The following is a 24128-nucleotide window of genomic DNA, read 5'->3' as shown; positions in this document are numbered from 1 at the left end:
ACCGGTTCCCACTTGTGCTGAAAATGCTCATGCTCAGTTTCCCTCCAGCTTGTTTTCAAACAGGGTCGAGCGGCGGCCACGCAGCACGATATCAAAGCGGTAGGCTATGGTGTCGAGCGGGATGGTCGCATTCATATCAAGTTTGGCGGTGAGCATATCTATTGCCGCAGGGTCGGCGACTGTCTGCACGATGGGGCAACGCGCGATGAGCGGGTCACCTTCAAAATAGAGCTGGGTGACGAGCCGCTGGGCAAAGCCTGAGCCAAAGACCGAGAGGTGGATGTGTGCGGGGCGCCAATCATTGATGCCGTTGCGCCAAGGGTAGGCGCCGGGCTTGACCGTGCGAAAATAGTAATACCCGTCTGCATCGGTGAGGGTGCGCCCGCAGCCGCCAAAGTTTGGGTCAATCGGGGCCAGATAGGTATCTTTTTTGTGGCGGTAGCGGCCGCCTGCGTTGGCTTGCCAGACCTCGACAAGCGTGTGCGGCACGGGGCGCGCGTTTTCGTCCAAAACACGGCCATGCACGATGATGCGCTCGCCGATGGGGCTTTCGTTCGGCTTGGCGTAGTTTTTCAGCAGGTCGTTATCAAGCGGGTCGATATCGCTGTGGCCAAAGCGTGGGCCGGTGATCTCGCTGGGGGTGTTTTCAAGCGAGATGGGCGCATACTGGGGGGAGCGCGCAACAGATGTTTTGTAGCTCGGGGCAAGTGCGGGCGGGTGCCAGCTGCGGTCGCGCTGGTAGAACTCGGCTGGTTTCATGTCTCGGCCTCCATCTCTGCATATGTCTCTTTGGCCAGTTTCAGCGCGTGGTTGGCGCGCGGCACGCCTGCATAGAGCGCGACATGCTGGAAGACTTCAAGCACATCTGTCTTGCTGGCCCCTGTGCGGGCGGTCGCGCGGATGTGCATCGGGATTTCGTCAAAGTTGCCCAAGGCAGCCAGAAGCGCAAGCGTGAGCATGGAGCGCTCGCGATCTGCGATCCCGTCAGAGGCCCAGACATTGCCCCAGGCTGTTTCGGTGATCAGCTCCTGAAAGGGGGTGTCAAAGTCGGTTTTGGCGGCTTCGGCGCGCGCGACATGAGCTTCGCCCAAGATGTGGCGGCGCACCTCCATGCCTTTTTCGTAACGGTCTGTCATGGGATGCTCCTAATAGGGTAGGCCAATGTAGTTTTGCGCCATGACGCTTTGCGCCTCGCGGTTGCTGCGCAGAAAGTCGATATCGGCCTTTTGCATCTTCAGGTCAAATGCGGTCTGGTCAGGGAAGCGGTGCAGAAGGTTGGTCATCCACCATGAAAAGCGCTCGGCTTTCCAGACGCGGGCAAGAGCCTTTTCGCTATAGGCGTCAAGCCCCGTGCTGTCGTGCTCACGGTAGTGTTGCTTGAGGCCTTGATAGAGGTAGTGAATATCGCTCGCGGCTGTGTTTAGCCCTTTGGCGCCTGTGGGCGGCACGATATGGGCGGCATCACCGCAGAGAAAGAGGCGGCCCCAGCGCATCGGTTCGGTGACGAAGCTGCGCAGAGGGGCGATAGACTTTTCTATGCTTGGCCCTGTCACCAGCTTGTCGGCGTGCGCCTTTGGGATGCGGCGCTTGAGCTCTTGCCAGAAGGCTTCGTCTGTCCAGTCTTCGGGTTTGTCCGAAAGTGAACACTGGATGTAATAGCGGCTCAGGTTCTCGTTGCGCATGGAGCAGAGGGCAAAGCCGCGTTCGGAGGCAGCATAGATCAGCTCTTCGTTGACAGGGGGTGTCTCTGACAAGATGCCGAGCCAGCCAAAGGGGTAGACCTTTTCGTATTCTTTGCGCACCGAAAGCGGGATGGCTTGGCGCGAGACGCCGTGAAAACCGTCGCATCCTGCGATATAGTCGCAGTCGATACGCTGCTCTGCGCCATCGACCTCATAGGTCACATAGCTTGCATCTGTGTCTGCGCCGTGGATCTGCACCTGCTCGACATTGAAAACGGTTTCCAGCCCCGCTGCTTCGCGGGCATCGTAAAGATCGCGGGTCACTTCTGTTTGGCCGTAGACGACAACCGATGTGCCTGTGTGCTCTTTGAAATTTACGGTGAAGTCTTCGTCTCCGTAAGAGATGATTGTGCCGTCGTGTACGTAGCCCTCTTTTTCAAGCCGCGCGCCAACGCCTGCCTCGTGCATGAGGGCGATTGTGCCGCGCTCAAGGATGCCAGCGCGGATGCGGCTGAGCACATAGTCGCGTGTCTTGCGCTCAAGCACCACGGCTTTGATGCCTTGGGTGTGGAGGAGCTGGCCGAGTAGCAGGCCAGAGGGGCCACCGCCGATGATGACGACTTGGGTGCGCATGGATAAGCCTTTCATGGTATTGGGCAGAGTTTACTGGCTGAATTTGGTATGTAAAATGAAATAGGCGGTGATATAGTTTCTCAAAAAGGAAAGTTATGGACCGTCGTATCAAGCTGCGCCACATAGAGGCTTTTGCCGAGATTGCCCGTTTGGAGAGCCTCAAGGCGGCAGGCGAGGCGCTGGGGCTGACGCAGCCTGCTATCTCAAAAATCCTCAAGGAGTTGGAAGATATTCTGGGGGTGCGCCTCATGCGCCGTGGGCGCGGGGGCGTTGAGCTGAGCGCGGCGGGCCATGTCTTTCTCAAGGCGAGTGAGGCCAGCCTTGGTGCGCTGCGGCAAGGGTTTGACGGGGTGGCGCGGCTGCAAAAGGGCGGTGCAGGTGTGCTGAGCATCGGTGCCATGCCCAGTGTGGCGGCACGGGTCTTGCCGCTGGCAAGCCTCAGGTTTCGGGCGCATGAGCCTGAGACCGTGCTCAAGGTTGAGGACGGGCCGCACGGCTTTCTTATGGAGCGGTTGCGCGCGGGGGCGCTTGACCTTGTGGTGGGGCGCATGGGCCCGCCTGCGACGATGGCCGGGGTGAGCTTTACCCAGCTTTATAGCGAGCAGGTGGCTTTTGTGGTGCGCAAGGGCCATGCCTTGAGCGGCGCAACGCGGCTTGAGGCGCTGCGTGACTGCCTGGTGATCTACCCCTCCGAGCGCGCGGCCATTCGGCCCTTGGTTGACAGATTGTTCATCGCTGAGGGGATGGGGGCGCTGCCCCATAGGATCGAGAGTGTTTCGGGAGATTATGGCCGTGGCATCACGCGAGAGAGCGAGGCGGTCTGGATCATCTCGCAGAGTGTTGTGGCGGGGGATATTGCCAGCGGATTGCTGGAACAATTGCCGATTGAGACGGGGCTGACGGCAGGGCCTGTGGGCGTGATGGGCCGCGCAGAAGAGGATGTTGCACCTGCGGCGCAGCTATTTCGTGCGGTCTTGAGCGAGGCTGTGGCCGAGCTTGGGCTGGGGGCGCTTTAGAGCGGTCTGCGCATTTTGGTTGCTTCGGAAAAGTCGAGGAGCGGACGCAGGATCGATGTGCTTTCCACAGATATGGCGACAAAACCCTGCGCCTCATAGAGCGCTTTGGCGCGCGGGTTTGTGTCGATCACATCAAGCGTGACGAAGCTCAGGCCCTCAGCTTTGCCGTGGGCGTAAAGCGCCTTGAGCAGCGCCGAGCCCACGCCTTTGCCACGCGCGGCGGCGCTCACACAGATACCGTCCATCTGAAGCGTGGCTTCGGGCGCGCTGCGCTCGAGCATGGACAGAGGGATCATCTTCCAGAGCGCGCCGAGGCCGTAGTGGCGCAGCATATCTTGCAGCCCTGCGGAGCAAAAGCCATCCTCGCCATCTTTGAACGCGGCGATGCCAAGGAGAGTACTGCCTTCGACGGCGGCGAATATGGAACTGTGGTTGATCGTCTCGGCAAAGAAGCGTTCTGCACGCTCGGCGGGGCCCAGGAGCTTGCCGAGCTTTGCGCCGAAAGCCTCCCAATAGAGAGCGGCGGCGGCGGCTTCCATGCCTGCGGGCAATCCGTGAATGATGTGAACCATGCTTTCAAGATAGCGCGGGTTTGGCCAAAAGAAAAGCGGCCCCGCGTGGTGCGGAGCCGCGTCTTACTTTTGAGTTTGCCTTAGAGGCTGGCTGAAAGCGCTGCGATAATCGCGTCGCCCATTTCAGATGTGCTGATCGGTGTTGCGCCATCTTCGCCGAGCAGGTCGGCTGTGCGCGCGCCATCGGCGAGCACTTTTTCAACAGCGGCTTCAAGGCGATCCGCCTCTGTGCCCATGTCAAAGCTGTAGCGCAGCGCCATGGCGAAGCTGAGAACACAGGCGATGGGGTTGGCTTTGCCTTGGCCTGCAATGTCGGGCGCTGAGCCGTGTACCGGCTCATAGAGCGCTTTGGGGCGACCATTGGCCATCGGGGCGCCAAGGCTGGCCGAGGGCAACATGCCAAGTGAGCCTGTGAGCATTGCCGCCGCGTCAGAGAGCAGGTCACCAAAGAGGTTGTCTGTGACGATCACGTCAAACTGCTTGGGCCAGCGGCAGAGCTGCATGGCGCCTGCGTCAGCATACATGTGGCTGAGCTCAACATCAGGGTATTCGGCGGCGTGGATCTCGGTGACAACGTCGCGCCAGAGAATGCCTGACTCCATCACGTTGGCTTTTTCCATCGAGCAGACCTTGTTGCCACGCTTGCGCGCCAGCTCAAAGGCCGAGCGTGCGACGCGGGCGATCTCTGACTCGGTGTAGCGCTGCGTGTTGATGCCAACGCGCTCGTTGCCTTCTTCAAAAATCCCGCGTGGCTCGCCAAAGTAGATACCTGACGTCAGCTCGCGCACGATCATGATGTCGAGGCCCGCGACCACATCTTTTTTCAAAGATGAGAAGTCGGCCAGCGCATCAAAGCATTGTGCGGGGCGCAGGTTTGAGAAGAGGTCCATTTCCTTGCGCAGGCGCAAGAGGCCACGCTCGGGCTTAACGGAGAAGTCGAGGTTGTCATACTTCGGGCCGCCAACCGCGCCGAGGAGAACGGCGTCGACCTCTTGGGCTTTGGCCATTGTGTCGTCATGCAGCGGTGTGCCGTGCACATCATAGGCGCAACCGCCGACGAGGTCTTCGCTGACATCGAATGTGACGCCACGGTTTGCGCCGTACCAGTCGATGACCTTGCGGACTTCGGCCATAACTTCGGGGCCGATGCCGTCACCTGGCAGGATAAGAAGCGAAGGGTTGCTCATGATGTGGTTCCTCGTGTTGATCTGTTGGCTCTGAGCTAGCGGCTGGCGCGGGGCGGGTCAAGAAACATAAGCCGCTAGGGCAGGGCCAGATCAACCCAAACGAGGCGGTGGCGGCTTGCGGCAAGGGCAAGCGCGTGGCCTGTTTGCTCGGGGGCGGGCCAGAACACACCCGCATCTGTCACGGTGATCTCGGCAGAGGGCAGCACGAAATCAACCCGCATGTTGCCGGGCCCAAACTGTTCGGCGGTCGGCTCGCGCCAGTCTGCCGTATCAAGCGCGGGGTCCCCCAGCTGGTTTGGCGTGGCGGCCAAAGGGCCACCCGCGCTTTTGGGGCGCGGGTCTTGAAGCTTTGGATGCGTGAGCAGAGCATGCATTGCCCCGCGGTGGCCTGCGCCATCGGCGGGGTCAAGATTGCTGCCGAGCGCGAGGACAAAGGGGCCAGAGGGAGGCGTGCCGAACCTGCCTTCGATGTGGTGCAGCCAAAGTGCGTTTTCGTCATGGTTGCGCTTTCCGTTGCGGTCTTCGTCGCCGTCAAAGACGGGCGGTGTGGCTTGAGAGACAAGCAGCGTGAGGGTTTTGCGCTCTATCGCGACGGGTAAGGCCCAATGTGCTGTTGTGGACAGGCGCTGTACTGCGAGCGCCTCTTTGGACGGGAAGGGCGCGCCATCGGCATGGGTGGGCAGGAGCGCTGCGGGCGCATCCCGCCAGAGCAGAGCCGAGAAGTCTTGCAAGCCTGCTTCATCAAACGGGTAGCGCGACAGGATTGCCAGCCCGCCTTGCCCAGCGAAGGCGCCAAAGCCTTGTGCATCACGGGCTGTGCCACGCCTGCCGTCGCCGTCCATATCAAGGCCTGTGGCCCAGCCTGTATTGGGGCGGCGTGCGAAGCGGTGGGGGTAGGGCGCACCAGCTTTGGCCAGCAGCTTGGCAAAGGCTGTCAGCGCGGCCAGCTCGGCGTCATAGTCAAAGTCTGATATGATGAGTATATCGGGGTTGATGGTCTGGATCACATCGCGTGCGGCGCGCACTTGCGCCTCTTCGCGGCGGATGTCTCGCAAAAGAAGGCCGGGGCCTTTGCGGGACAGCCCTGCGCTGTAAAAGGCTACGCGCAGCTCCGCGGCCCAGAGTGGGGCGCCACACGTCAAGAACAGAAGGGCCAGAAGGCCTAGGCAGAGGCGGCGTGCAGCCCGTTCTTTTCGGCTTCTGAGTAGGCGCGGTTGCGCTTCTCTTCGATCAGTTCTGCGATCCGGCCCATGGCTATGCCACGCATGATCATACTGGCAGGAAGAAAGGCCCATGCACTCATCGTCCAGATTAAGGTCTGTGGATTCTGCATCGAGATCGGGTCAATGAAGCTTGATGCAGCTTTCACCACGGCTGGGATCAAGAATGGCAGCAAAATCCCTAACACAATGTTAAGACCTGCATCGCGTTTGAGGCGGTGAACCACATCTCCGCCTGCTGTCGGGTCAAACAGCGGCAGGTTGATCCAGACATTGAACGCACGGTTGCGGGTGGGCCACCCCATGAGGCGCACCATCGTGACAAAGATAAAGAGTGTCACGAGCGAAACCATGTAGGAAATACCCGCAGAGGTGCGCACGGATGTGAGCAGCGCATCAGAGGCTTGCTCGGGCATCATGAGCACGACAAGGCGCACGGGTGAAAACGGGAAATCCAGGGCCGCGCCCCATGCTGTGCCGATCTGGTGGAGCGCGCCTGCCATGCCGCTGGCTGCAGATGTGCTCGCCAGTATGACAGACAAAAGCGTCACCGTGACAAAGAGCGCCAGAAAGCGCAGCCTGTTGAACGGGGAGGCGTAGCGAAACTCGATGATCGAAGGATATTGGCTGTAGTACTCGATGAATGTCATCAGGAACGCCAGAAGCGCGACCAGAACTGTGATCTGGCTGGTATCAGCGCTGACGTTCGGAAGTAGAAGCGACGGCATCGCGATCAGCAAAGCCATCAACAGTGCGCGTAAAACTGCGCCAGTCACTCGTGTAAACACTACCCAATCCTTCCAACTTGGTCGGTCACGATGCGATGCCGTGTCCTTGTTCCAACTTGAATCCGCTCTTTATGGCGGTATGCCTCAATCTTGCCCAATTTTTGCCTTCTTTCGATTCTCAGCTCAAGTCATGGACTGATAAGAGCTCGGAAATAGGGCGCTTTAAGGGAAGAAGTGGTGCGAGATTGCATCATTCGCGGATCACAAATGTGGCAAGCCAAAACAGTTTTACTACATTTGGTGAGATCGGCTGTGTTTGCCCATAGGGGCAGGTTCACTAAGTTTTAATCAAAGTGTCAGAAAGCGGCTGCGAGAGTGTTCCCGCAGCCGCTCGCTATGTGCTTAGACCCAAGGGCGCGATTGAGCGGCCTGCGCCTCGAATGTGTCGATGGATGCGGCCTTCTCCATGGTCAGGCCGATGTCATCAAGCCCGTTCATGAGGCAGTGTTTTTTGAAGCTATCGACTTCAAAGGCAAAGCTCTCGCCTTCGGAGGTGGTCACGGTCTGGGCTTCCAGATCGATCTCCATGCGCGCGTTGGCCCCTTTTTCTGCGTCTTGCATCAGCACATCGACAGCCTCTTGGGGCAGAACGATGGGCAGGATGCCGTTTTTGAAGCAGTTGTTGTAAAAGATGTCGGCAAAAGAGGTTGAGACAACCGCTTTGATGCCGAAATCGGCCAGCGCCCATGGGGCGTGCTCGCGTGAAGAACCGCAGCCGAAGTTATCACCTGCGACAAGGATTTGTGCGTCGCGGTAAGCTGGCTTGTTGAGCACGAAATCAGCGATCTCGCTGCCGTCGCGGTTGTAGCGCATCTCGTCAAAGAGGTTTTTGCCAAAGCCTGTGCGGGCGATCGACTTGAGAAACACTTTGGGAATGATCATATCGGTGTCGATATTGACCAGCGGCATCGGCGCGGCGATGCCTGAGAGTTTGTCAAACTTATCCATTACATCATCTCCCGAACGTCTGTGAGCTTGCCTGTGAGGGCGGCGGCGGCGGCCATGGCAGGCGACACGAGGTGCGTGCGGCCCTTGTAGCCTTGGCGGCCTTCGAAATTGCGGTTGGAGGTTGCAGCGCAACGCTCCCCCTCGGCCAGCTGGTCAGGGTTCATTGCGAGGCACATGGAGCAACCCGCAAGGCGCCATTCAAAGCCAGCTTCGATAAAGATGTCAGCCAGCCCCTCTTCTTCGGCCTGTGCGCGCACAAGGCCTGAGCCCGGCACGATCATCGCGCGTTTTACGGCGATTTTCTTGCCTTTCAGGATCGCGGCAGCGGCGCGCAAGTCTTCGATGCGGCCGTTTGTGCAAGAGCCGATGAAGACCGTGTCGATCTCGATATCGGTGAGCTTCTGGCCGGCGGTCAGGCCCATATACTCAAGTGCGCGTTTGGCAGCGTCGACTTTGCCGCCTTTGAAGTCTTCGGGGAATGGCACTGTGCCTGTGATGGGCAAGACGTCTTCGGGGGAGGTGCCCCATGTCACAACTGGCTGGATATCTTCGGCCTTGAGCGTGACGACTTTGTCAAAGACAGCGTCTTCATCTGTGAAGAGGGTTTTCCACCAGTTCAGGGCAGCGTCCCACTGAGCCCCTTTGGGGGCGTGGGGGCGGCCTTTGACATAGGCGTATGTTGTCTCGTCAGGCGCGATGAGACCAGCGCGCGCGCCGCCTTCGATGGCCATGTTGCAGACTGTCATGCGGCCTTCCATGGAAAGATCGCGGATCGCTTCACCGCAATATTCGATCACATAGCCTGTGCCGCCGGCCGTGCCTGTCTCGCCGATGACGGCAAGGGTGATGTCTTTGGCTGTCACACCCGGCTTGAGCTTGCCGGTGATCTCGACTTTCATGTTTTTGGACTTTTTCTGGATCAGCGTTTGCGTGGCCAGAACGTGCTCGACCTCGGAGGTGCCGATGCCGTGTGCCAGCGCGCCAAACGCGCCGTGGGTGGCGGTGTGGCTGTCACCACACACCACGGTCATGCCCGGGAGCGTCCAGCCCTGTTCGGGGCCAACGATGTGGACGATGCCTTGGCGCACATCGGAGACTGGATAATAGTGCACGCCGAATTCTTTGGCGTTCTTATCCAGCGCATCGACCTGAATGCGGCTTTCTTCGTTTTCGATGCCTTTGGCGCGATCCAGCGTCGTGGGGACGTTGTGATCGGGCACAGCGATGGTTTTTTCTGGCGCGCGCACTTTGCGACCTGTCATGCGAAGGCCTTCAAAAGCCTGCGGGCTTGTCACTTCGTGAACAAGGTGGCGGTCGATATACAAAAGGCAGGTGCCGTCTTCGGCTTCATGGGCGACGTGGGCATCCCAGATTTTGTCATAGAGTGTTTTGGGGGACATGTGGTCCTCTCCCGTGTTGAGAAATGTTGAAGGGTTTTGGCGCGGCGCGCTCAGAGGCACGCGGCAACGACGCGCTCTTCAGAGAAGAAACGTTCGCGCAAGCGCGCGCGGTCGTCGAGGTCAAAAATCCGTGTCATGAGATAGCAGATACAGGCTGGCCCCGAGTCTCGCAAGCGTTTGATCAGGGCAGGGCTCTGCCGCCCTTGCCGCTTGGGGCCTGTCGTGCGAGTTTAAAAGAAAAAACGGTCGGATATGGAAAACGAAACACTCACAGAAACCAGCGTTGCCGCTGAAGCTGCGGCCCCTGCCGAGCCGGTCGGGGACGTTGTTGTCGAAGCGCAGCAGATTGCCCTGTCGCTGGCGGATCAGGCACAAGGATTTCTGGAGGGGCTGTTACGCCCGTGGAACGCCTATCAGCTTATGATTGCGCTTGGTGTGTTTGTTGTGGCGCATATTGTTGGCAAGGTGTTGGCCGAGCCGACCCGCGAGTGGATGCGCACGCTGGAGAACTGGCCCAAGTGGCGCCTGCGGTTCTTGCTGGTGTTACAACGGCGCTTGCGGCTGATTTCCTTTGTGGCCATCCTGTTCCCGCTTGTCTGGATCATGCGGGAAATGACATGGCCCTCGCGCTCCTATCTCTTGGGTGTGATTGCCAACCTTGCTTTGGCGTGGCTCATGATTGCTGTGGTCACACGGCTGATAAACAACGGTTTTTTGCGCAGTGTTGTGCGCTATGCGGGCTGGACCTGGGCGACGCTTGTGATCCTTGGGGTGACGGAAGAGGCCCAAAGCCTGCTGGATTCTGCCGCCATCGAGCTGGGCAGTTTGCGGCTTTCGCTCTGGACTGTGGTGCAGGCGGTTTTCACGCTGGGGGTGCTGTTTTTCCTTGCGCGGTTCGTGTCAAAAACTATGGCCAGCGGGGTGCGGCGCAACGAAGATATCAGCCCGTCGATGCAGGTTCTGGTGATCAAGTTTGCACAGGTGGGCCTCTATGGTCTTGCGCTATTTGTGGGCCTGCGCGCCACAGGTGTTGACCTGACGGGGCTTGCTGTTCTCTCTGGTGCGATTGGTGTGGGCCTTGGTTTTGGTTTGCAAAAAGTGGTCTCCAACCTCGTCTCGGGGGTGATCATTCTGCTCGACAAGTCGATCAAGCCCGGGGATGTGATCAGCCTTGGCGAGACCTTTGGCTGGATCAACACGCTGGGCGCGCGCTACACCTCGGTTGTCACGCGTGACGGGCGCGAGTATCTGATTCCAAACGAAGATCTTATCACGGGACAGGTTGTGAACTGGTCGCACTCGGATGATTTCGTGCGGCTCGATATCTATTTCGGCACGGCTTACGGCGACGACCCGCACAAGGTGCGCGCGCTGGCGATTGAGGCGGCGAAAGGGGTTGACCGTGTGTTGAGCCATAAAGCGCCCGTCTGTCATATTGTCGGGTTTGGCGACAGTTCGGTGGACTATATCCTGCGGTTCTGGATCAAGGACCCGACGGGCGGGCTGACCAATATTCGCGGCAATGTCTATCTCGCGCTTTGGGACAAGTTTCAGGAAAATGACATTTCGATCCCCTTCCCGCAGCGGGAAGTGCGGATGCTGGAGGCGGGTGCAAAAGACTGAGCTTTGCCGTAGGGCAGGCTATGTGGCAGGCTGTGCATACACCAGTATGGACAGGGTGAAGACCTCAGGCTTTGCGCTTTGGCTACGCCAAATCGCGGCGGGCGAGAGGGGCTTTGCCCCCCTCGCGCTCCCCCCAGGATATTTGTGGCAAAAAGAAAGAGCTGGACGCGTTTGAGGCTGTCTTGCCCGCTCTAGCGCAGGGCGCGGCCTTTGAGGATGGAGTCCTTGCCGAATTTTTTGCGGATTTCATCGGTGGCGCGCTCGATGTCGGAGCGTTTGGCTGCGTCAGGGTCGAGCAGGTCATGGGAGCGGTCGGCGTCATGGGCGGGAACAAGGCCCGAGAGGCCTGTGCCGATGAGGCGGAAGGGCGCGGCGCTGGCGGCCTGATCAAACAGCGCGCGCGCGGTGCGATAGATGGTATCTGCCATTTGGGTGGCGTCATGCAGGGTTTGGCGGCGGGTGATGCTTTTGAAGCTGGATGTTTTGAGCTTGAGCGTGACGGTCTGGCCTGCAAGGCCGCGGGCTTTGGCGCGGTCAGAGACTTGTTCGGCCAAGCGCCAGAGGTGGCCATCGAGCAGGTCGCGATCGGAGGTGTCTTCAAAGAAGGTGGTTTCTTTGGAGATGGACTTCATGGGCGCATGGGCGGACACGCGGCGGCGGTCTTCGCCGCGTGCGAGGTGATAGAGCCGTGTGCCCATAGAGCCAAAACGCGCGGTGAGGTCGGCCTCGCTCCAGCGGAGCAGATCGGAGAAGAGGTGGATGCCTGCCTTGTCCAGAGCCGCTTGGGACACCGCACCGACCCCCCAGATGAGGCGCACGGGTTTGTCGCGCAGGAAATCGGCTGTTTCGGCGCGGCCAATGACGGAAAAGCCTTTGGGCTTGTCCAGATCGGAGGCGACTTTGGCGAGGAACTTGTTGTGAGACAGGCCAATGGAGCCGGAGAGCCCCAGCTCGGTGTTCATGCGTTTGATCAGATGCGCCAGCATCACGGCGGGGGGGCGGCCATGCAGGCGGGCTGTGCCTGTGAGATCCATGAAGGCCTCGTCAAGAGAGAGCGGTTCTATCTCGGGGGTGAGCTCTTCCATCATGGCGCGGATGGCGCGAGAGGCCTCGACGTAGGCGTCCATGCGGGGTGGAACGATGACGGCTTCGGGGCAGAGCTTGAGCGCCTGAAACATGGGCATGGCAGAGCGCACACCGCGAATGCGCGCGATATAGCAGGCTGTGGAGACAACACCACGGCGGCCCCCTCCGATGATGACGGGTTTGGCTGCGAGCTCGGGATTGTCGCGCTTCTCCACGGAGGCATAAAACGCGTCGCAATCCATATGGGCGATGGTGAGATCGTATAGCTCGGGGTGGCTGCGCACACGCGGGCTGCGGCAGGCGGGGCAGCGCGCGCCTGCATCAAACGGGTGTAAACAATCGCGGCACAGGCTGGGCATAGGCTTTCATACGCCTGCTCTATGCGCAATTCCACTTGGAAAATACGGGGGCAGAGCGCATATTTGGTCTCAGAATTGAAAAGTTGGATAGTGATGGAACAGATTTTGATGGACTTGCTTGGCGGAAACCTCGTGACCTTACTTGTCGCGGCCCTGATTATTATCTCCATTTTCCTTGGTGTGCGGATTGTTCCGCAGTCGGAGAAATATGTGGTGGAGCGCTTCGGGCGGCTCAAATCTGTGCTTGGGCCAGGGATCAACTTTATTGTGCCGTTTATCGACACGGTGCGCCACAGAGTCAGCATTCTGGAGCGCCAGCTGCCAACGGCCTCGCAAGATGCGATCACCAAGGACAATGTTTTGGTGCAGGTCGAGACCAGTGTGTTCTACCGTATTCTGGAGCCTGAAAAGACAGTTTACCGCATTCGTGACGTTGATGCGGCGATTGCCACCACGGTGGCGGGGATTGTGCGCGCCGAGATTGGCAAGATGGAACTGGATGAGGTGCAGAGCAACCGCTCGAGCCTGATCGGGCAGATACAGGCGGCGGTTGAAGATCAGGTCGACAACTGGGGGATCGAGGTGACACGGGCCGAGATTCTGGATGTGAATCTTGATCAGGCGACGCGCGATGCGATGCTTCAGCAGCTCAATGCGGAGCGCGAACGGCGCGCGCAGGTGACACGGGCCGAAGGCGCGAAGCGCGCGGTCGAGCTGAATGCGGATGCCGAGCTTTATGCGGCGGAGCAGATTGCCAAGGCGCGCCGCATTGCGGCGGATGCGGAAGCCTACGCCACGAGTGTTGTGGCGCAGGCGATTGCCGATAACGGGCTTGAGGCGGCGCAATATCAGGTGGCACTCAAGCAGGTTGAGGCCTTGGCCAAGGTTGGCGCGGGCGAGGGCAAACAGACGATCTTTCTGCCTGCCGATGCTGTGGATGCGTTCAAGAACGCCTTTGGCATGTTGAAAGGGGGCAAGTGATGGAGCCGGCAACAGCAGAGGCGCTGTGGACGCTTTGGTGGGTCTGGATGGCGCTGGCTCTTGGCCTCGGTATTCTCGAGGTGCTTGCGCCCGGGTTTATCTTGCTGGGGTTTGCCATTGGCGCGGCTTTTGTGGGTGCGCTTTTGGGTCTTGGCGGGCCGCTGGGCGGCACGCTTGCGAGCTCTTTCACCATGACGCTGGTGCTGTTTGCGGTGTTTTCACTGCTGGCGTGGCTGCTTCTGCGGCGCACCATGGGGATCCGCAAGGGTCAGGTGAAGCACTGGGACCGCGATATCAACGAAGACTGAAGCTTAGAGCGGTGGTAGCTCGGCCAAGACGGCGCGGGCGGCTGCTGCCGGGTCTTCGGCTTGCCAGATCGGGCGGCCCACCACGATATGATCTGCGCCATCGGTGATGGCTTGGCCGGGCGTTGCAACGCGCTTCTGGTCGCCGAGTGCGGCCCCTGCGGGGCGCACGCCCGGTGTTACGATGAGGCGGCCTGCGGCTTCGGGCAGCGCGCGGATGAGCGCGGCCTCTTGGGGGGAGGCGATGACGCCATCGGCCCCGGCCTCAAAGGCGCGTGCGGCGCGCTCGATCACCAGCTCCTGAACATCGCCTGCCTTGAGCAGAGAGGCGTCAAGATCACCTCGGTCAAGCGAGGTGAGGATGGTGACGGCGAGGATTTGCATATCGGAGTTGGCTGCGCCTTCTTTGGCGGCGCGCACCACGTGGGGGTCACCGTGAACAGTGAGGAAGTCGAGATCAAACTGGGCAAGGCCCCGCACAGCCGCTTCGACGGTGGCACCGATGTCAAAGAGCTTCATGTCCAGAAAGATGCGCTTGCCGTGCTCGTCCTTCAGCTCTTGCGCCAGAGCGAGGCCGCCGCCAGTGAGCATACCTAGGCCGATTTTGTAAAAGTTCACCGCATCGCCAAGTTTGGCAGCAAGCTCAAGCCCGGCGACGGCGTGTGGCACATCGAGGGCAACGATCAGGCGGTCATCTATCATGGGGCAGCTCCTTCACAGCGGTTTTGGCCTTGTTGCGGGGATTGGGCCTCGCGTCAAGGGTTGGGCTGTGAAGGAGCCTTGCGCCTCAGGCTGCGAGCGGGGGGTGCTCTGGGGCCTGTGCGCGGCGGGCTGTGTTGCGGTGCATCTGCGAGCGCAGCCCCGGGTTTGCGGAGCGGTGCTGCCTTTGGGCTTTGTCTGCGAGCTGTTGCATGACAAGCGCGTAGTCCGCATCAAGCGGGGCCGCTATGAAGCTGGGGTAGCTGAAGGTGTCTTGGGCGTCTTGAATAAAGACAATCGCTTCGTAGCCTGAAAACTCGAGGTTGTAGCGGATGCGCGCGATGCGTGTTGTGGTGTAAGACATTCTGGTCCTCCTGACTGGCGGGGCGCTATGCCCTTTGCCTCTATCAAAAGTAGCGATCCGGCGCTCTAAAGTAAGGGGGAGTCACGCAAAGGTGAATCGCGGTGTGATCATTTGCGAGAAACCGCCGATGCGTTTTTTGGGCGATGGGCCTTGAAGGCAGGCCCGTTGTGCCCCATTTTTATAGCAAGGTTCCCGACGCGACGTATGCCTCTTTTGGGTGCGCCAGCAGGGAAGGCTTATAAAAGGAGAAAAGACCATGAACCTAGAAAAGTTCACGGAGCGTTCGCGCGGATTTTTGCAGGCTGCGCAGACAATCGCTATGCGGGAAGATCACCAGAGGGTGATGCCCGAACACCTGCTGAAAGCTATTATGGATGACAGCGAGGGGCTCGCGAGCAACCTCATCACCAAGGCGGGCGGTGTGCCCAAGCGGGTGAAAGATGCTGTCGATATTGCTGTTGGCAAGATTGCCAAAGTGAGTGGCGACACAGGCCAGCCCTATGTTGACAAGAGCCTGGCCAAAGTCCTCGGCGAAGCCGAGAGCCTGGCCCAGAAGGCTGGCGACAGCTTTGTGCCTGTCGAGCGGGTCTTGATGGCGCTGGCGATGGTGAAATCGGCGGCCAAAGAGGCGCTCGACGCGGGCGCAGTGAATGCGCAAGCGCTCAACGCGGCGGTGAATGACATCCGCAAGGGGCGCACAGCAGACAGTGCCAGCGCCGAAGACAGCTATGAAGCCTTGAGCAAATATGCCGCCGATCTGACCGAGCGCGCACGCCTTGGCAAGATTGACCCGATCATTGGCCGCGACGACGAGATCCGCCGGACCATGCAGGTGCTCAGCCGCCGTACCAAGAACAACCCTGTTCTGATCGGTGAGCCGGGCGTGGGTAAAACCGCGATTGCCGAGGGTCTGGCCCTGCGCATCGTCAATGGCGATGTGCCTGAAAGCTTGCGCAACAAAAAGCTGATGTCTCTGGACATGGGCGCTTTGATTGCGGGCGCGAAGTATCGCGGCGAGTTTGAAGAGCGGCTCAAGTCTGTGCTCAATGAAGTGACTGACGCTGCGGGCGAGATCATCCTCTTTATCGACGAGATGCACACGCTTGTGGGCGCGGGCAAGGGCGATGGCGCAATGGATGCGGCCAACCTGATCAAGCCTGCTTTGGCGCGCGGCGAGCTGCACTGTATCGGTGCGACAACGCTTGATGAGTATCGCAAGCATGTTGAAAAAGATGCCGCTCTTGCGCGGCGTTTCCAGCCTGTGTTTACCGACGAGCCAACCGTGGAAGACACCATTTCCATTCTGCGGGGCATCAAGGAAAAATACGAGCTGCACCACGGTGTGCGGATCTCTGACTCGGCCTTGGTGGCGGCTGCGACTCTGTCGAACCGTTATATCACCGACCGTTTCTTGCCTGACAAAGCCATCGACCTCATGGACGAGGCGGCGAGCCGTCTGCGGATGGAAGTGGACAGCAAGCCCGAAGAACTCGATGCGCTCGACCGTCAGATCTTGCAGATGCAGATCGAGGCAGAAGCCCTTCGGATGGAAGACGACGAGGCCTCAAAAGACCGCCTTGAAACGCTTGAAAAAGAGTTGGGTGACTTGAAAGAGAAGTCTGGCGAGATGACAGCCAACTGGCAGGCGGCACGCGACAAGCTAGAAGGCGCGCGCGAGCTGAAAGAGCAGCTTGACCGCGCACGCGCCGACATCGAGATCGCCACGCGCGAGGGCAACCTTGCGCGCGCAGGTGAGTTGCGCTTTGGCGTGATCCCCGAGCTTGAGAAGAAGCTGGCAGCGGCAGAAGGTGCCGAAGGCGATGTCACGGTAGAAGAAGCCGTGCGCCCCGAGCATGTGGCGCAGGTGATCGAGCGTTGGACGGGTATTCCTGCTGGCAAGATGCTGGAAGGCGACCGCGACAAGCTCTTGCGTATGGAAGAGGGGCTGCACAAACGTGTGATCGGCCAGAACATTGCCGTGACGGCGGTGGCCAATGCGGTGCGCCGTGCGCGCGCTGGCTTGCAAGACGAGGCGCGCCCGCTGGGCAGCTTTCTCTTCTTGGGGCCAACGGGTGTGGGCAAAACCGAGCTGACCAAGGCTGTGGCCGAGTTTCTCTTTGATGACGAGAACGCGATGGTGCGTGTTGATATGTCGGAGTTTATGGAGAAACACGCGGTCTCCCGCCTGATTGGTGCGCCTCCCGGCTATGTCGGCTATGATGAGGGCGGTGTGCTCACCGAAGCTGTGCGCCGCAGGCCCTATCAGGTGGTGCTGTTTGACGAGGTCGAGAAAGCGCACCCTGATGTCTTTAACGTGCTGTTGCAGGTTTTGGACGATGGTGTGCTGACCGACGGGCAGGGCCGTAAGGTGGACTTCAAGCAGACGCTTATCATTCTGACATCCAACCTTGGGGCGCAGGCTTTGAGCCAGCTGCCAGAAGGGGCTGACGCCTCGGACGCCAAGCGCGATGTGATGGATGCTGTGCGCGCGCACTTCCGCCCCGAGTTTCTCAACCGTCTGGATGAGACGATCATTTTTGACCGCCTTGGCCGTGAAGATATGGGCGGGATTGTCGAGATACAGCTGGCGCGGCTCAAGAAGCGGCTCTTGGCCCGTAAGATCGAACTCGACCTAGACGAAGCTGCGATGAAGTGGCTGGCAGATGAGGGCTATGACCCTGTGTTCGGAGCGCGCCCCCTGAAGCGGGTGATACAGCGCGCCTTGCAAAATCCGCTCGCCGAAGCGCTTTTGGCGGGAGATATCAGAGACGGGGATACCGTGCCTGTGCGCGCGGGTGCCGAAGGGCTGATCATCGGGGATCGGGTGGGCGCAACTCACCGCGACAAGCCTGATGATGCTGTCGTGCACTGACACGCCCCTGTGTAAAGAGAAGGGCCGCCCCGAAAGGAGCGGCCCTTTTTGTTTGGGCGTGTGGGTCTGTTAGCCGACGATCAGCACATCATCATAGATGAAGTCATCAATGCTGAGGGTGATCGCTGTGCTGGTGTTGTTGTAGATCTGGATGCTGTCACTGTTGTTTTCAAAGATGAAACTTGTGCCAGCTGCGATTGTCTCGTTGACGGAGCCAGAGAGGAGCAGGTTGGTCAGCGCAAAATCCAGACCTGTGATGTCGAAGAGGTCGACGCCGTCTTCAAAATCATAGAGGTAGTCGCGGCCATGGCCTGTGGCAAAGACAAAGACATCTGCGCCTGCGCCGCCCCAGAGTTGGTCATTGCCTGCGCCGCCTTCGAGCGTGTCAGCGCCGCTGTCACCCCAGAGGCGGTCTTGGCCCGCGCTGCCAACGAGCAGGTCGTTGCCGTTGCCACCGTTCATTTTGTCATCGCCTGCTTCGCCAAAGAGCCTGTCGTCGCCGTTGTCGCCCCGCATGACATCGTTGCCGTCGCCTGCGAAGATCTCGTCGTCGCCGTTGTTGCCATTGAGCTTGTCACGGCCTTCACCCGCCAGGATTGTGTCGTCTCCGTTGCCCGCGCGAATTGTGTCAACGCCTGCGCCGCCTTCAATGAGGTCATCGCCGTTGTTGCCACGAATGAAGTCGCGTCCGTCGCCGCCATCAATCACATCGGCGCCTGCGCCGCCGATGATATCGTCGTTGCCCGCGCCGCCGCTGACGGTGTCATCGCCGACCTCGCCTTTCAGGATATCGTCGCCTGCGCCACCGTTGAGGATGTCGCGGTCGTCTCCGCCACTCAGCCTGTCGTTGCCGTTGCCGCCCTCGAGAATGTCATCGCCTGCGTTGCCGTTGATGGTATCGTCTCCATCATTGGCCTGAATCGAGTCTGCGTCGGCTGTGCCGTCGATCAGCTCTGCGTCGTCGGTCCCAATGATGGTGTTGATGTCGGGGCCTTCAAGGCCGTCGCCGCCCATGAAGGATGCGGTTTCTATCTCGATGAAATCGACGATGGCTGCAAAGTTATCGACGATGAGGCTGTTGATGCTGGCAGGGACAGGAAAGTCTGCCGGAGCCGGTGCACCAATTGTGGCCTGATAGGTGATAAGGCTGGCCAGAAAGTAAAGTGTTTCGGTGCCGTGTGGCGCGCTGTCTACAAACAGATCGGTGACATCAATCCCGCCGAGCGGCCCGTCGGCTGAAAGCAAACCTGCGAGGACAGGAGCGACGGGAATAAGTGTGATGCTCGCGTCCGGGAACTCGGCGGCAAGTGCATCAACATAGCTGACATACCAGTCGTGGTAGTCGCCCTGATTGTAGGCATAGTAGGTTTCCATGATGCCATCGCTGGGCGGGAAGACCTCGCTGAAGAGACCAAGATCAGACCAGCCCTCATAGATGAAGAATTCGCCAGATGGCTGCTCTGTGAGCGTGTCTGCGATAATGTCGATGGTTGCGGTCAGCGGGCTGGTTGTTGTGCCGTAGTAATAGGCTGTCGGGCTGACATCTTGAATGAAGTTGGCGGGGGTGATGATGATCTGGTCAAAGGCCACTTCATTGAAGGCGTTAAAGTCGCCATCCCAGAGGCCGTCGACACCAGAAAACCCCCATTCGTTGGCAGGCTCTGGCCTGTCAGCAAACTGCTGCAAGAAGCCGTAGCCTCCGTTGACGGCATAGTCACCGCTTGTGTGCTCGATCAACTGGTTCATCCAGTAGGGAACATTGGTAAAAGCGTTGCCGCCTCCAAAGTTCACAAGCGAGTTGCCGTAGTAGTATTGAGTGAGGTTGATGTCGGACGTGACTGGCATAGTTAAAAATCCCATCGTTAAAGTGTTTTGGCCCTAGGTACTGGAGTGTTTTAGCACGGCCTAAACCGAAAAGTGGCAGAAAAGTGGCGAAAGGTTGGCCAGAAGTCGCCAAAAAAAGAGCCGCCCAACACTCATCGTTTGTCGGGCGGCCAGTATTGCGGTTAGCTGTGTTTTGTTCGGATTTATGGTTACTCGACGCCGATCGCGGCCTTGGCGATTCGGTCCAGCAGGGCCTCGACTTTCTTCATCGCGCCGTCGGGGTATGTGCGAAAACCGATCATGGTTTCGTCGGGTGTGTCTGGCGTGACCGTGACGAAGATATCATAGGGGCAGAAGACCACATTCATCGGGTCGGCTTCCATGACTTCACGTGAAATCTTGGCGGAGCAGAAACTGTAGATATCGGCCTGTTTGAACAGCGTGATATCGGAGCCGACATCGCCTTTGGTGCGCTCCAGCATATCGCCGGTGTGGGAGACATGGTCAATCACCAGCCCTTCATCAAGAATCGCGTTTTCCAGTCCGAAGACCACATCGTCAAAGCTCTGGTCTGTTGTGTAGCTGATGATACCGTCAGCCGCGAAAGCCTGTGTGGCTGCGAGGCAGGTGGCGGCGAGGCCAAGAGAGAGTGCACGCATAACGAAATCCTTTTGAACTGTCTGTGAGGGCGGCTTGCTCTTGTGAGCGATCCGCTCCACGTTACAGCTTAGGTTAAAGATAGTCTTGATATATATCAAACAGGGAATGTGATGGGATTTGCGGTTACGGTTTTGAACTTTCTGGCTCTGGCATTTGTCTGGGTGTTGGGCGCGCTCGCGGCGCTTCTCTTGGTGCTTTATATCATAGACCGTTCCCAGCGGGCCGATGCGATCCGCCGCAACTATCCTGTCATCGGGCGGTTCAGACATTTGTTCTCCACCTTGGGGGAGTTCTTCCGCCAGTACTTTTTTGCGATGGATCGTGAAGAGCTGCCCTTTAACCGCGCGCAGCGGGAGTGGGTGGACAAGGCTGCCAGCGGAGAGGGCAACACCATTGCCTTTGGCTCGACCCGTAATTTGGGAGCGCCTGGCACAGCGATCTTTACCAATGCACCGTTTCCGCCGTTGGATGACCAGTTTGCCAGCAGCGAGCCGTTGATGATCGGGCCGCACGCGCGCGTTCCTTATATGGCTCCATCGTTCTTCAACATTTCGGGCATGTCTTATGGCGCGCTCTCAAAGCCTGCGGTGCGCGCGCTGAGCCTTGGCGCGGCCAAGGCGGGCATCTGGCTGAGCACGGGTGAGGGTGGCTGCGCGCCGCATCATCTTGAGGGCGGCTGTGATGTCATCATGCAGATCGGCACAGCGAAATATGGCGTGCGCGATGCTGAGGGGCGCTTGAGCGACGACAAGCTGCGCGCGCTCGCGGCAAAGCCCGAGATCAAGATGTTCGAGTTGAAGCTGGCGCAAGGGGCCAAGCCCGGCAAAGGCGGCATTTTGCCCGCCGAAAAGGTGAATGCCGAGATCGCGGCCATTCGCGGAATTGCCGAGGGCACAGCGAGCATTTCGCCCAACCGACATATTGAAGCCGGCAACTGGGCCGAGCTGCTCGATATGATCGCGCATATAAGAGAGGTGAGCGGCAAGCCTGTGGGGATCAAGACCGTGCTTGGCGCGGGCGAGGCCTGGGAGCCGTTCTTTGAGGAGATCGCTGCGCGCGGGGCTGAGGCCGCACCCGACTTTATCACCGTCGATGGCGGCGAAGGTGGCACGGGGGCAGCACCTATGCCGCTGATGGACTTGGTCGGCCTGCCTATTCGCGAAGCGCTGCCCATGATGGTAGACTTGCGCGACAAGCACGGGCTGCACGAGCGGATCAGGATCATTGCCAGCGGCAAGCTTGTGAACCCCTCTGATGTGGCTTGGGCGATCTGTGCGGGGGCTGACTTTGTCACCTCGGCGCGCGGCTTCATGTTTAGCCTCGGCTGTATTCAGGCGCTGAAGTGCAACAAAAACACCTGCCCCACGGGGATCACCACCCATGACCCCAAGCTGCAGCGCGGGCTTGTTGTGGAGGAGAAGTTCGAGAAGGTGGCGCGCTATGCCAAGCAGATTATCAGTGAGGTCGAGACCATCGCACACTCGGTCGGGGTGGCCGAGCCGCGCCTGATGCGGCGGCGGCACGTTCGCATTGTCGGCGATGACGGACGCTCGCGGCCGATGAACGAGATTTATCCAACCGCCCTGTCTTTCACATCAGGTAAGAGTTGAAGGCAGCGCGCGCTCCACACAGAAGCGTTTTGCGGCGCTTGGCTAAAAGCGGCTAGGCAGACGTGTGACCAAGGGCTTTCGTTACAAAAAATGAACGCAGATGTGAAAAGCTGTGGTTTGGCCTCGCGCGTCTGCGGCACTATCTCTGTGACAAGTCGTTAGAGGATAAAATTATGGCATATCGCTGGACCAATACGCTCAAAGACAAAGATGTGACTGACAAGGCGGTGTTTCTGAACCGCCGCCAGCTTATGGCGGGGGCAGCGGGGCTTGGCCTTGTCGGGATGGCGGGTGCGGCTGAAGCCGAGGCGCTTGTGCCCAACGCGCTGGAGGACATTAGCAACTACTGTAATTATTACGAGTTTGGCACTGGCAAGGAAGACCCTGCCAAATATGCCCATACGCTCACGACCGAGCCTTGGAGTGTGACCATCGACGGGATGGTTGACCGCCCTGCCGCTTATGCCTTTGAAGACATCATGGCCAAGATGAGCCTTGAGGAGCGTATCTACCGTTTCCGCTGTGTCGAAGCTTGGAGCATGGTTGTGCCGTGGAACGGGTTTGAGCTGGCGGACTTGCTGAACTTGGCGGGTGTGCAGAGCGGGGCCAAGTATGTGGCCTTTGAAACAGTGTTGCGGCCTGACGAGATGCCAGGGGTGAAGTTCCCCGTGCTGGACTGGCCCTATGTCGAGGGGCTGCGGCTGGATGAGGCGATGCACCCGCTCACCATGATGGCGACAGGTATATATGGTGAGGATATCCCAAAGCAGAACGGTGCGCCGCTCAGGCTTGTTGTGCCGTGGAAGTATGGCTTCAAGAGCATCAAGTCGGTTGTGCGGATCACGCTCACAGATCAGGAGCCGCCCACCAGCTGGAACAAGGCAGGCCCGCGCGAATATGGCTTCTATAGTAATGTGAACCCCGAGGTGGATCACCCGCGCTGGTCGCAGGCAACCGAGCGCAAGCTGGGCGGTGGTTTGTTTGCCAAGCGCGTGCCGACGCTCATGTTCAACGGATATGAGGAAGAGGTCGCGGGCCTCTATGCGGGCATGGATCTCAGAGCGCAGTTCTGATGGCGTTTGTTGATGCGGTGAACAGAGGTCTGCGTAGGCTTCCGAGCTGGCCCCTATATATACTGTGTGCCGCACATATTGTTTGGCTGTTTTATTTGGGGCTGACAGGGGGGCTGGGTGTTGAGCCGATCAAGGCTCTTGAGCACGCTTACGGCGAAGCCGGGCTTCAGCTCTTGGTGGTGACATTGGCGGTGACGCCGCTGCGCCGCTACGTGGGGCTTAACCTTCTCAAGTTTCGCCGTGCGCTCGGCCTTGCGGGTTTCTTCTATATAGCTGCGCATCTGTTGGTGTGGCTGGTGCTTGATGTGCAGCTTCTCAGCCAGATCTGGGCGGACATCGTTAAGCGCCCCTATATAACTGTGGGGATGGCGGGCTTTGCTCTTCTGTTGCCACTGGCCGTGACGTCCAACACTCTGTCTCTCCGCAAGCTGGGGGCCGTACGTTGGCGTAAGTTGCACAGGCTCACCTATGTGGCTGCCATATTGGGGGCAGTTCACTTCCTTATGCTGGTGAAGGGGCTTCAGCTGGAGCCTATCGCCTATTTGCTGGCTGTGCTTGTGTTGCTCGGGAGCCGTTATAGAGCAAAGCAACGGCTGGCCGCCTGAAAGCGAGCTGCTAGGGCGCGTTTACAGGCTGTGAATCCCTTCAGGCTTCGAGTCGACACCCGATTCCTTAAGAATCCGTTAAGAAAGCTGTGAAAACGACGAATCCGGCCCGACTCGCTTTGATTTTGGCAGGCCGACTCGCGCGATTTGGGTGAATCGCGGGATGAATCAGACAGTCTCACCCTGCGAATTTTGGAGCACTTGGGGATAAGCCTGTGGGTAAGTCTATATCTAGTGTTTGCGCCCAAACAGGGCAGGCAAGATTGTTGCTCAAAACCTGGGCCTCACGAAATGAGTGTAATACAAGGCATTGAAAACACTGCAAAATATGAAAAAATGCAAAAAATGACGGTTTTATGAAAAAAGGGGTTGCGGGTGTCGGTGTCTAACCTTAGAACCCCCCTTATCGGACGGGCAGCGATGCTCGAACGGGACGCCAGAGGGAACGAGGGAGCGACGCTCTTGAGGGACTGAGGTAAAAAACATTGAGGGATCTGAGGCGGGGCGCGCTAGCAAGTTACAGCGCATCCAGTCACTTTTGTCTCTGGGGTCTACGGACGCCACGCTCTTTGACATTGATAATAACTGAAGAGATATGTGGGCGGTTTGGTTCATTCGATG

22 protein-coding genes are annotated in these 24128 nt (G+C 59.1%); 8 read left to right on the top strand and 14 right to left on the bottom strand.

All coding sequences use genetic code 11. The features are described from left to right. Positions 1-33: 33 nt before the first annotated feature. The 3 genes from pcaH to pobA are packed head-to-tail and all read right to left on the bottom strand — an operon-like array spanning position 34 to position 2315. Positions 34-759: a protocatechuate 3,4-dioxygenase subunit beta gene (gene pcaH, locus ACTG3X_RS10970; protein WP_439111313.1), complete on the bottom strand. Its 726-nt coding sequence runs from the start codon at positions 757-759 to the stop codon at positions 34-36. Beyond that, positions 756-1136: a 4-carboxymuconolactone decarboxylase gene (gene pcaC / locus ACTG3X_RS10965; RefSeq protein ID WP_439111312.1), complete on the bottom strand. Its 381-nt coding sequence runs from the start codon at positions 1134-1136 to the stop codon at positions 756-758. Before pcaC ends, pcaH begins: the two co-directional genes overlap by 4 nt. A gap of 9 nt (positions 1137-1145) precedes the next feature. Further along, complete coding sequence (gene pobA / locus ACTG3X_RS10960) at positions 1146-2315, bottom strand: 4-hydroxybenzoate 3-monooxygenase (protein WP_439111311.1); 1170 nt, start codon at positions 2313-2315, stop codon at positions 1146-1148. Positions 2316-2410: 95 nt separating this feature from the next. On the opposite strand from pobA, the gene pcaQ reads away from it, so the two are divergent. Then, entirely contained in the window at positions 2411-3331 is a 921-nt protein-coding gene (gene pcaQ, locus ACTG3X_RS10955) for a pca operon transcription factor PcaQ (protein ID WP_439111310.1), read from the top strand. Here the strand turns inward: pcaQ and ACTG3X_RS10950 are convergent. The 6 genes from ACTG3X_RS10950 to leuC all read right to left on the bottom strand — a co-directional run bounded on the left by ACTG3X_RS10950 (position 3328) and on the right by leuC (position 9446). After that, positions 3328-3903: a GNAT family N-acetyltransferase gene (locus ACTG3X_RS10950; RefSeq protein ID WP_439111309.1), complete on the bottom strand. Its 576-nt coding sequence runs from the start codon at positions 3901-3903 to the stop codon at positions 3328-3330. The two genes, pcaQ and ACTG3X_RS10950, sit on opposite strands and share 4 nt — an antisense overlap. A gap of 80 nt (positions 3904-3983) precedes the next feature. Further along, positions 3984-5090: a 3-isopropylmalate dehydrogenase gene (gene leuB, locus ACTG3X_RS10945; RefSeq protein ID WP_439111308.1), complete on the bottom strand. Its 1107-nt coding sequence runs from the start codon at positions 5088-5090 to the stop codon at positions 3984-3986. A gap of 74 nt (positions 5091-5164) precedes the next feature. Beyond that, a complete protein-coding gene (locus ACTG3X_RS10940) occupies positions 5165-6145 on the bottom strand; it encodes an endonuclease/exonuclease/phosphatase family protein (RefSeq protein WP_439111307.1) in 981 nt (326 codons plus the stop codon). A 107-nt stretch (positions 6146-6252) separates the two neighbouring features. Beyond that, the gene (locus ACTG3X_RS10935) at positions 6253-7098 is read right to left on the bottom strand and encodes a hypothetical protein (RefSeq protein WP_439111306.1); all 846 of its coding nucleotides are present in this window, start codon (positions 7096-7098) and stop codon (positions 6253-6255) included. 342 nt (positions 7099-7440) lie between these two features. Further along, complete coding sequence (gene leuD, locus ACTG3X_RS10930; protein ID WP_439111305.1) at positions 7441-8046, bottom strand: 3-isopropylmalate dehydratase small subunit; 606 nt, start codon at positions 8044-8046, stop codon at positions 7441-7443. Further along, a complete protein-coding gene (leuC, locus tag ACTG3X_RS10925; protein WP_439111304.1) occupies positions 8046-9446 on the bottom strand; it encodes a 3-isopropylmalate dehydratase large subunit in 1401 nt (466 codons plus the stop codon). Before leuC ends, leuD begins: the two co-directional genes overlap by 1 nt. Positions 9447-9698: 252 nt before the next feature. Here leuC and ACTG3X_RS10920 point away from each other — a divergent pair, with 252 nt between their 5' ends. Next, the gene (locus tag ACTG3X_RS10920) at positions 9699-11069 is read left to right on the top strand and encodes a mechanosensitive ion channel family protein (protein WP_439111303.1); all 1371 of its coding nucleotides are present in this window, start codon (positions 9699-9701) and stop codon (positions 11067-11069) included. Positions 11070-11260: 191 nt separating this feature from the next. On the opposite strand, the gene ACTG3X_RS10915 is transcribed toward ACTG3X_RS10920, so the two are convergent. Continuing rightward, the gene (locus ACTG3X_RS10915) at positions 11261-12514 is read right to left on the bottom strand and encodes a DNA polymerase IV (protein WP_439111302.1); all 1254 of its coding nucleotides are present in this window, start codon (positions 12512-12514) and stop codon (positions 11261-11263) included. A gap of 93 nt (positions 12515-12607) precedes the next feature. On the opposite strand from ACTG3X_RS10915, the gene ACTG3X_RS10910 reads away from it, so the two are divergent. Both ACTG3X_RS10910 and ACTG3X_RS10905 read left to right on the top strand, forming a co-directional pair. Next, positions 12608-13495, top strand: a complete 888-nt coding sequence (locus ACTG3X_RS10910) for an SPFH domain-containing protein (RefSeq protein ID WP_439111301.1) — start codon at positions 12608-12610, stop codon at positions 13493-13495. After that, entirely contained in the window at positions 13495-13803 is a 309-nt protein-coding gene (locus ACTG3X_RS10905; RefSeq protein ID WP_439111300.1) for an NfeD family protein, read from the top strand. The genes ACTG3X_RS10910 and ACTG3X_RS10905 overlap by 1 nt, the downstream gene beginning before the upstream one ends. 3 nt (positions 13804-13806) lie before the next feature. Here ACTG3X_RS10905 and pyrF read toward each other — a convergent pair whose 3' ends face one another. Both pyrF and ACTG3X_RS10895 read right to left on the bottom strand, forming a co-directional pair. Further along, complete coding sequence (gene pyrF, locus ACTG3X_RS10900; protein ID WP_439111299.1) at positions 13807-14502, bottom strand: orotidine-5'-phosphate decarboxylase; 696 nt, start codon at positions 14500-14502, stop codon at positions 13807-13809. An 85-nt stretch (positions 14503-14587) separates the two neighbouring features. After that, positions 14588-14863: a hypothetical protein gene (locus ACTG3X_RS10895; protein ID WP_439111298.1), complete on the bottom strand. Its 276-nt coding sequence runs from the start codon at positions 14861-14863 to the stop codon at positions 14588-14590. A gap of 256 nt (positions 14864-15119) precedes the next feature. Between ACTG3X_RS10895 and clpB the strand changes: the two genes are divergently transcribed. Next, positions 15120-17735, top strand: a complete 2616-nt coding sequence (clpB, locus tag ACTG3X_RS10890; protein WP_439111297.1) for an ATP-dependent chaperone ClpB — start codon at positions 15120-15122, stop codon at positions 17733-17735. A 69-nt stretch (positions 17736-17804) separates the two neighbouring features. On the opposite strand, the gene ACTG3X_RS10885 is transcribed toward clpB, so the two are convergent. Further along, complete coding sequence (locus ACTG3X_RS10885; protein WP_439111296.1) at positions 17805-19580, bottom strand: calcium-binding protein; 1776 nt, start codon at positions 19578-19580, stop codon at positions 17805-17807. Positions 19581-19768: 188 nt separating this feature from the next. Continuing rightward, complete coding sequence (locus ACTG3X_RS10880; RefSeq protein ID WP_439111295.1) at positions 19769-20218, bottom strand: DUF302 domain-containing protein; 450 nt, start codon at positions 20216-20218, stop codon at positions 19769-19771. Between the two features lie 111 nt (positions 20219-20329). On the opposite strand from ACTG3X_RS10880, the gene ACTG3X_RS10875 reads away from it, so the two are divergent. From ACTG3X_RS10875 to msrQ, 3 genes are all read left to right on the top strand, one after another. Continuing rightward, entirely contained in the window at positions 20330-21829 is a 1500-nt protein-coding gene (locus ACTG3X_RS10875) for an FMN-binding glutamate synthase family protein (protein ID WP_439111294.1), read from the top strand. A 173-nt stretch (positions 21830-22002) separates the two neighbouring features. Beyond that, a complete protein-coding gene (msrP, locus tag ACTG3X_RS10870; RefSeq protein WP_439111293.1) occupies positions 22003-22902 on the top strand; it encodes a protein-methionine-sulfoxide reductase catalytic subunit MsrP in 900 nt (299 codons plus the stop codon). Next, complete coding sequence (gene msrQ / locus ACTG3X_RS10865) at positions 22902-23507, top strand: protein-methionine-sulfoxide reductase heme-binding subunit MsrQ (RefSeq protein WP_439111292.1); 606 nt, start codon at positions 22902-22904, stop codon at positions 23505-23507. The genes msrP and msrQ overlap by 1 nt, the downstream gene beginning before the upstream one ends. Positions 23508-24128: the final 621 nt, after the last annotated feature.

It is taken from the genome of Lentibacter sp. (genome assembly GCF_965658795.1).
Taxonomy (GTDB): domain Bacteria; phylum Pseudomonadota; class Alphaproteobacteria; order Rhodobacterales; family Rhodobacteraceae; genus Lentibacter.
Note: the sequence above shows the minus strand (reverse complement) of the source record. Positions and strands in the feature narration are given on the sequence as shown.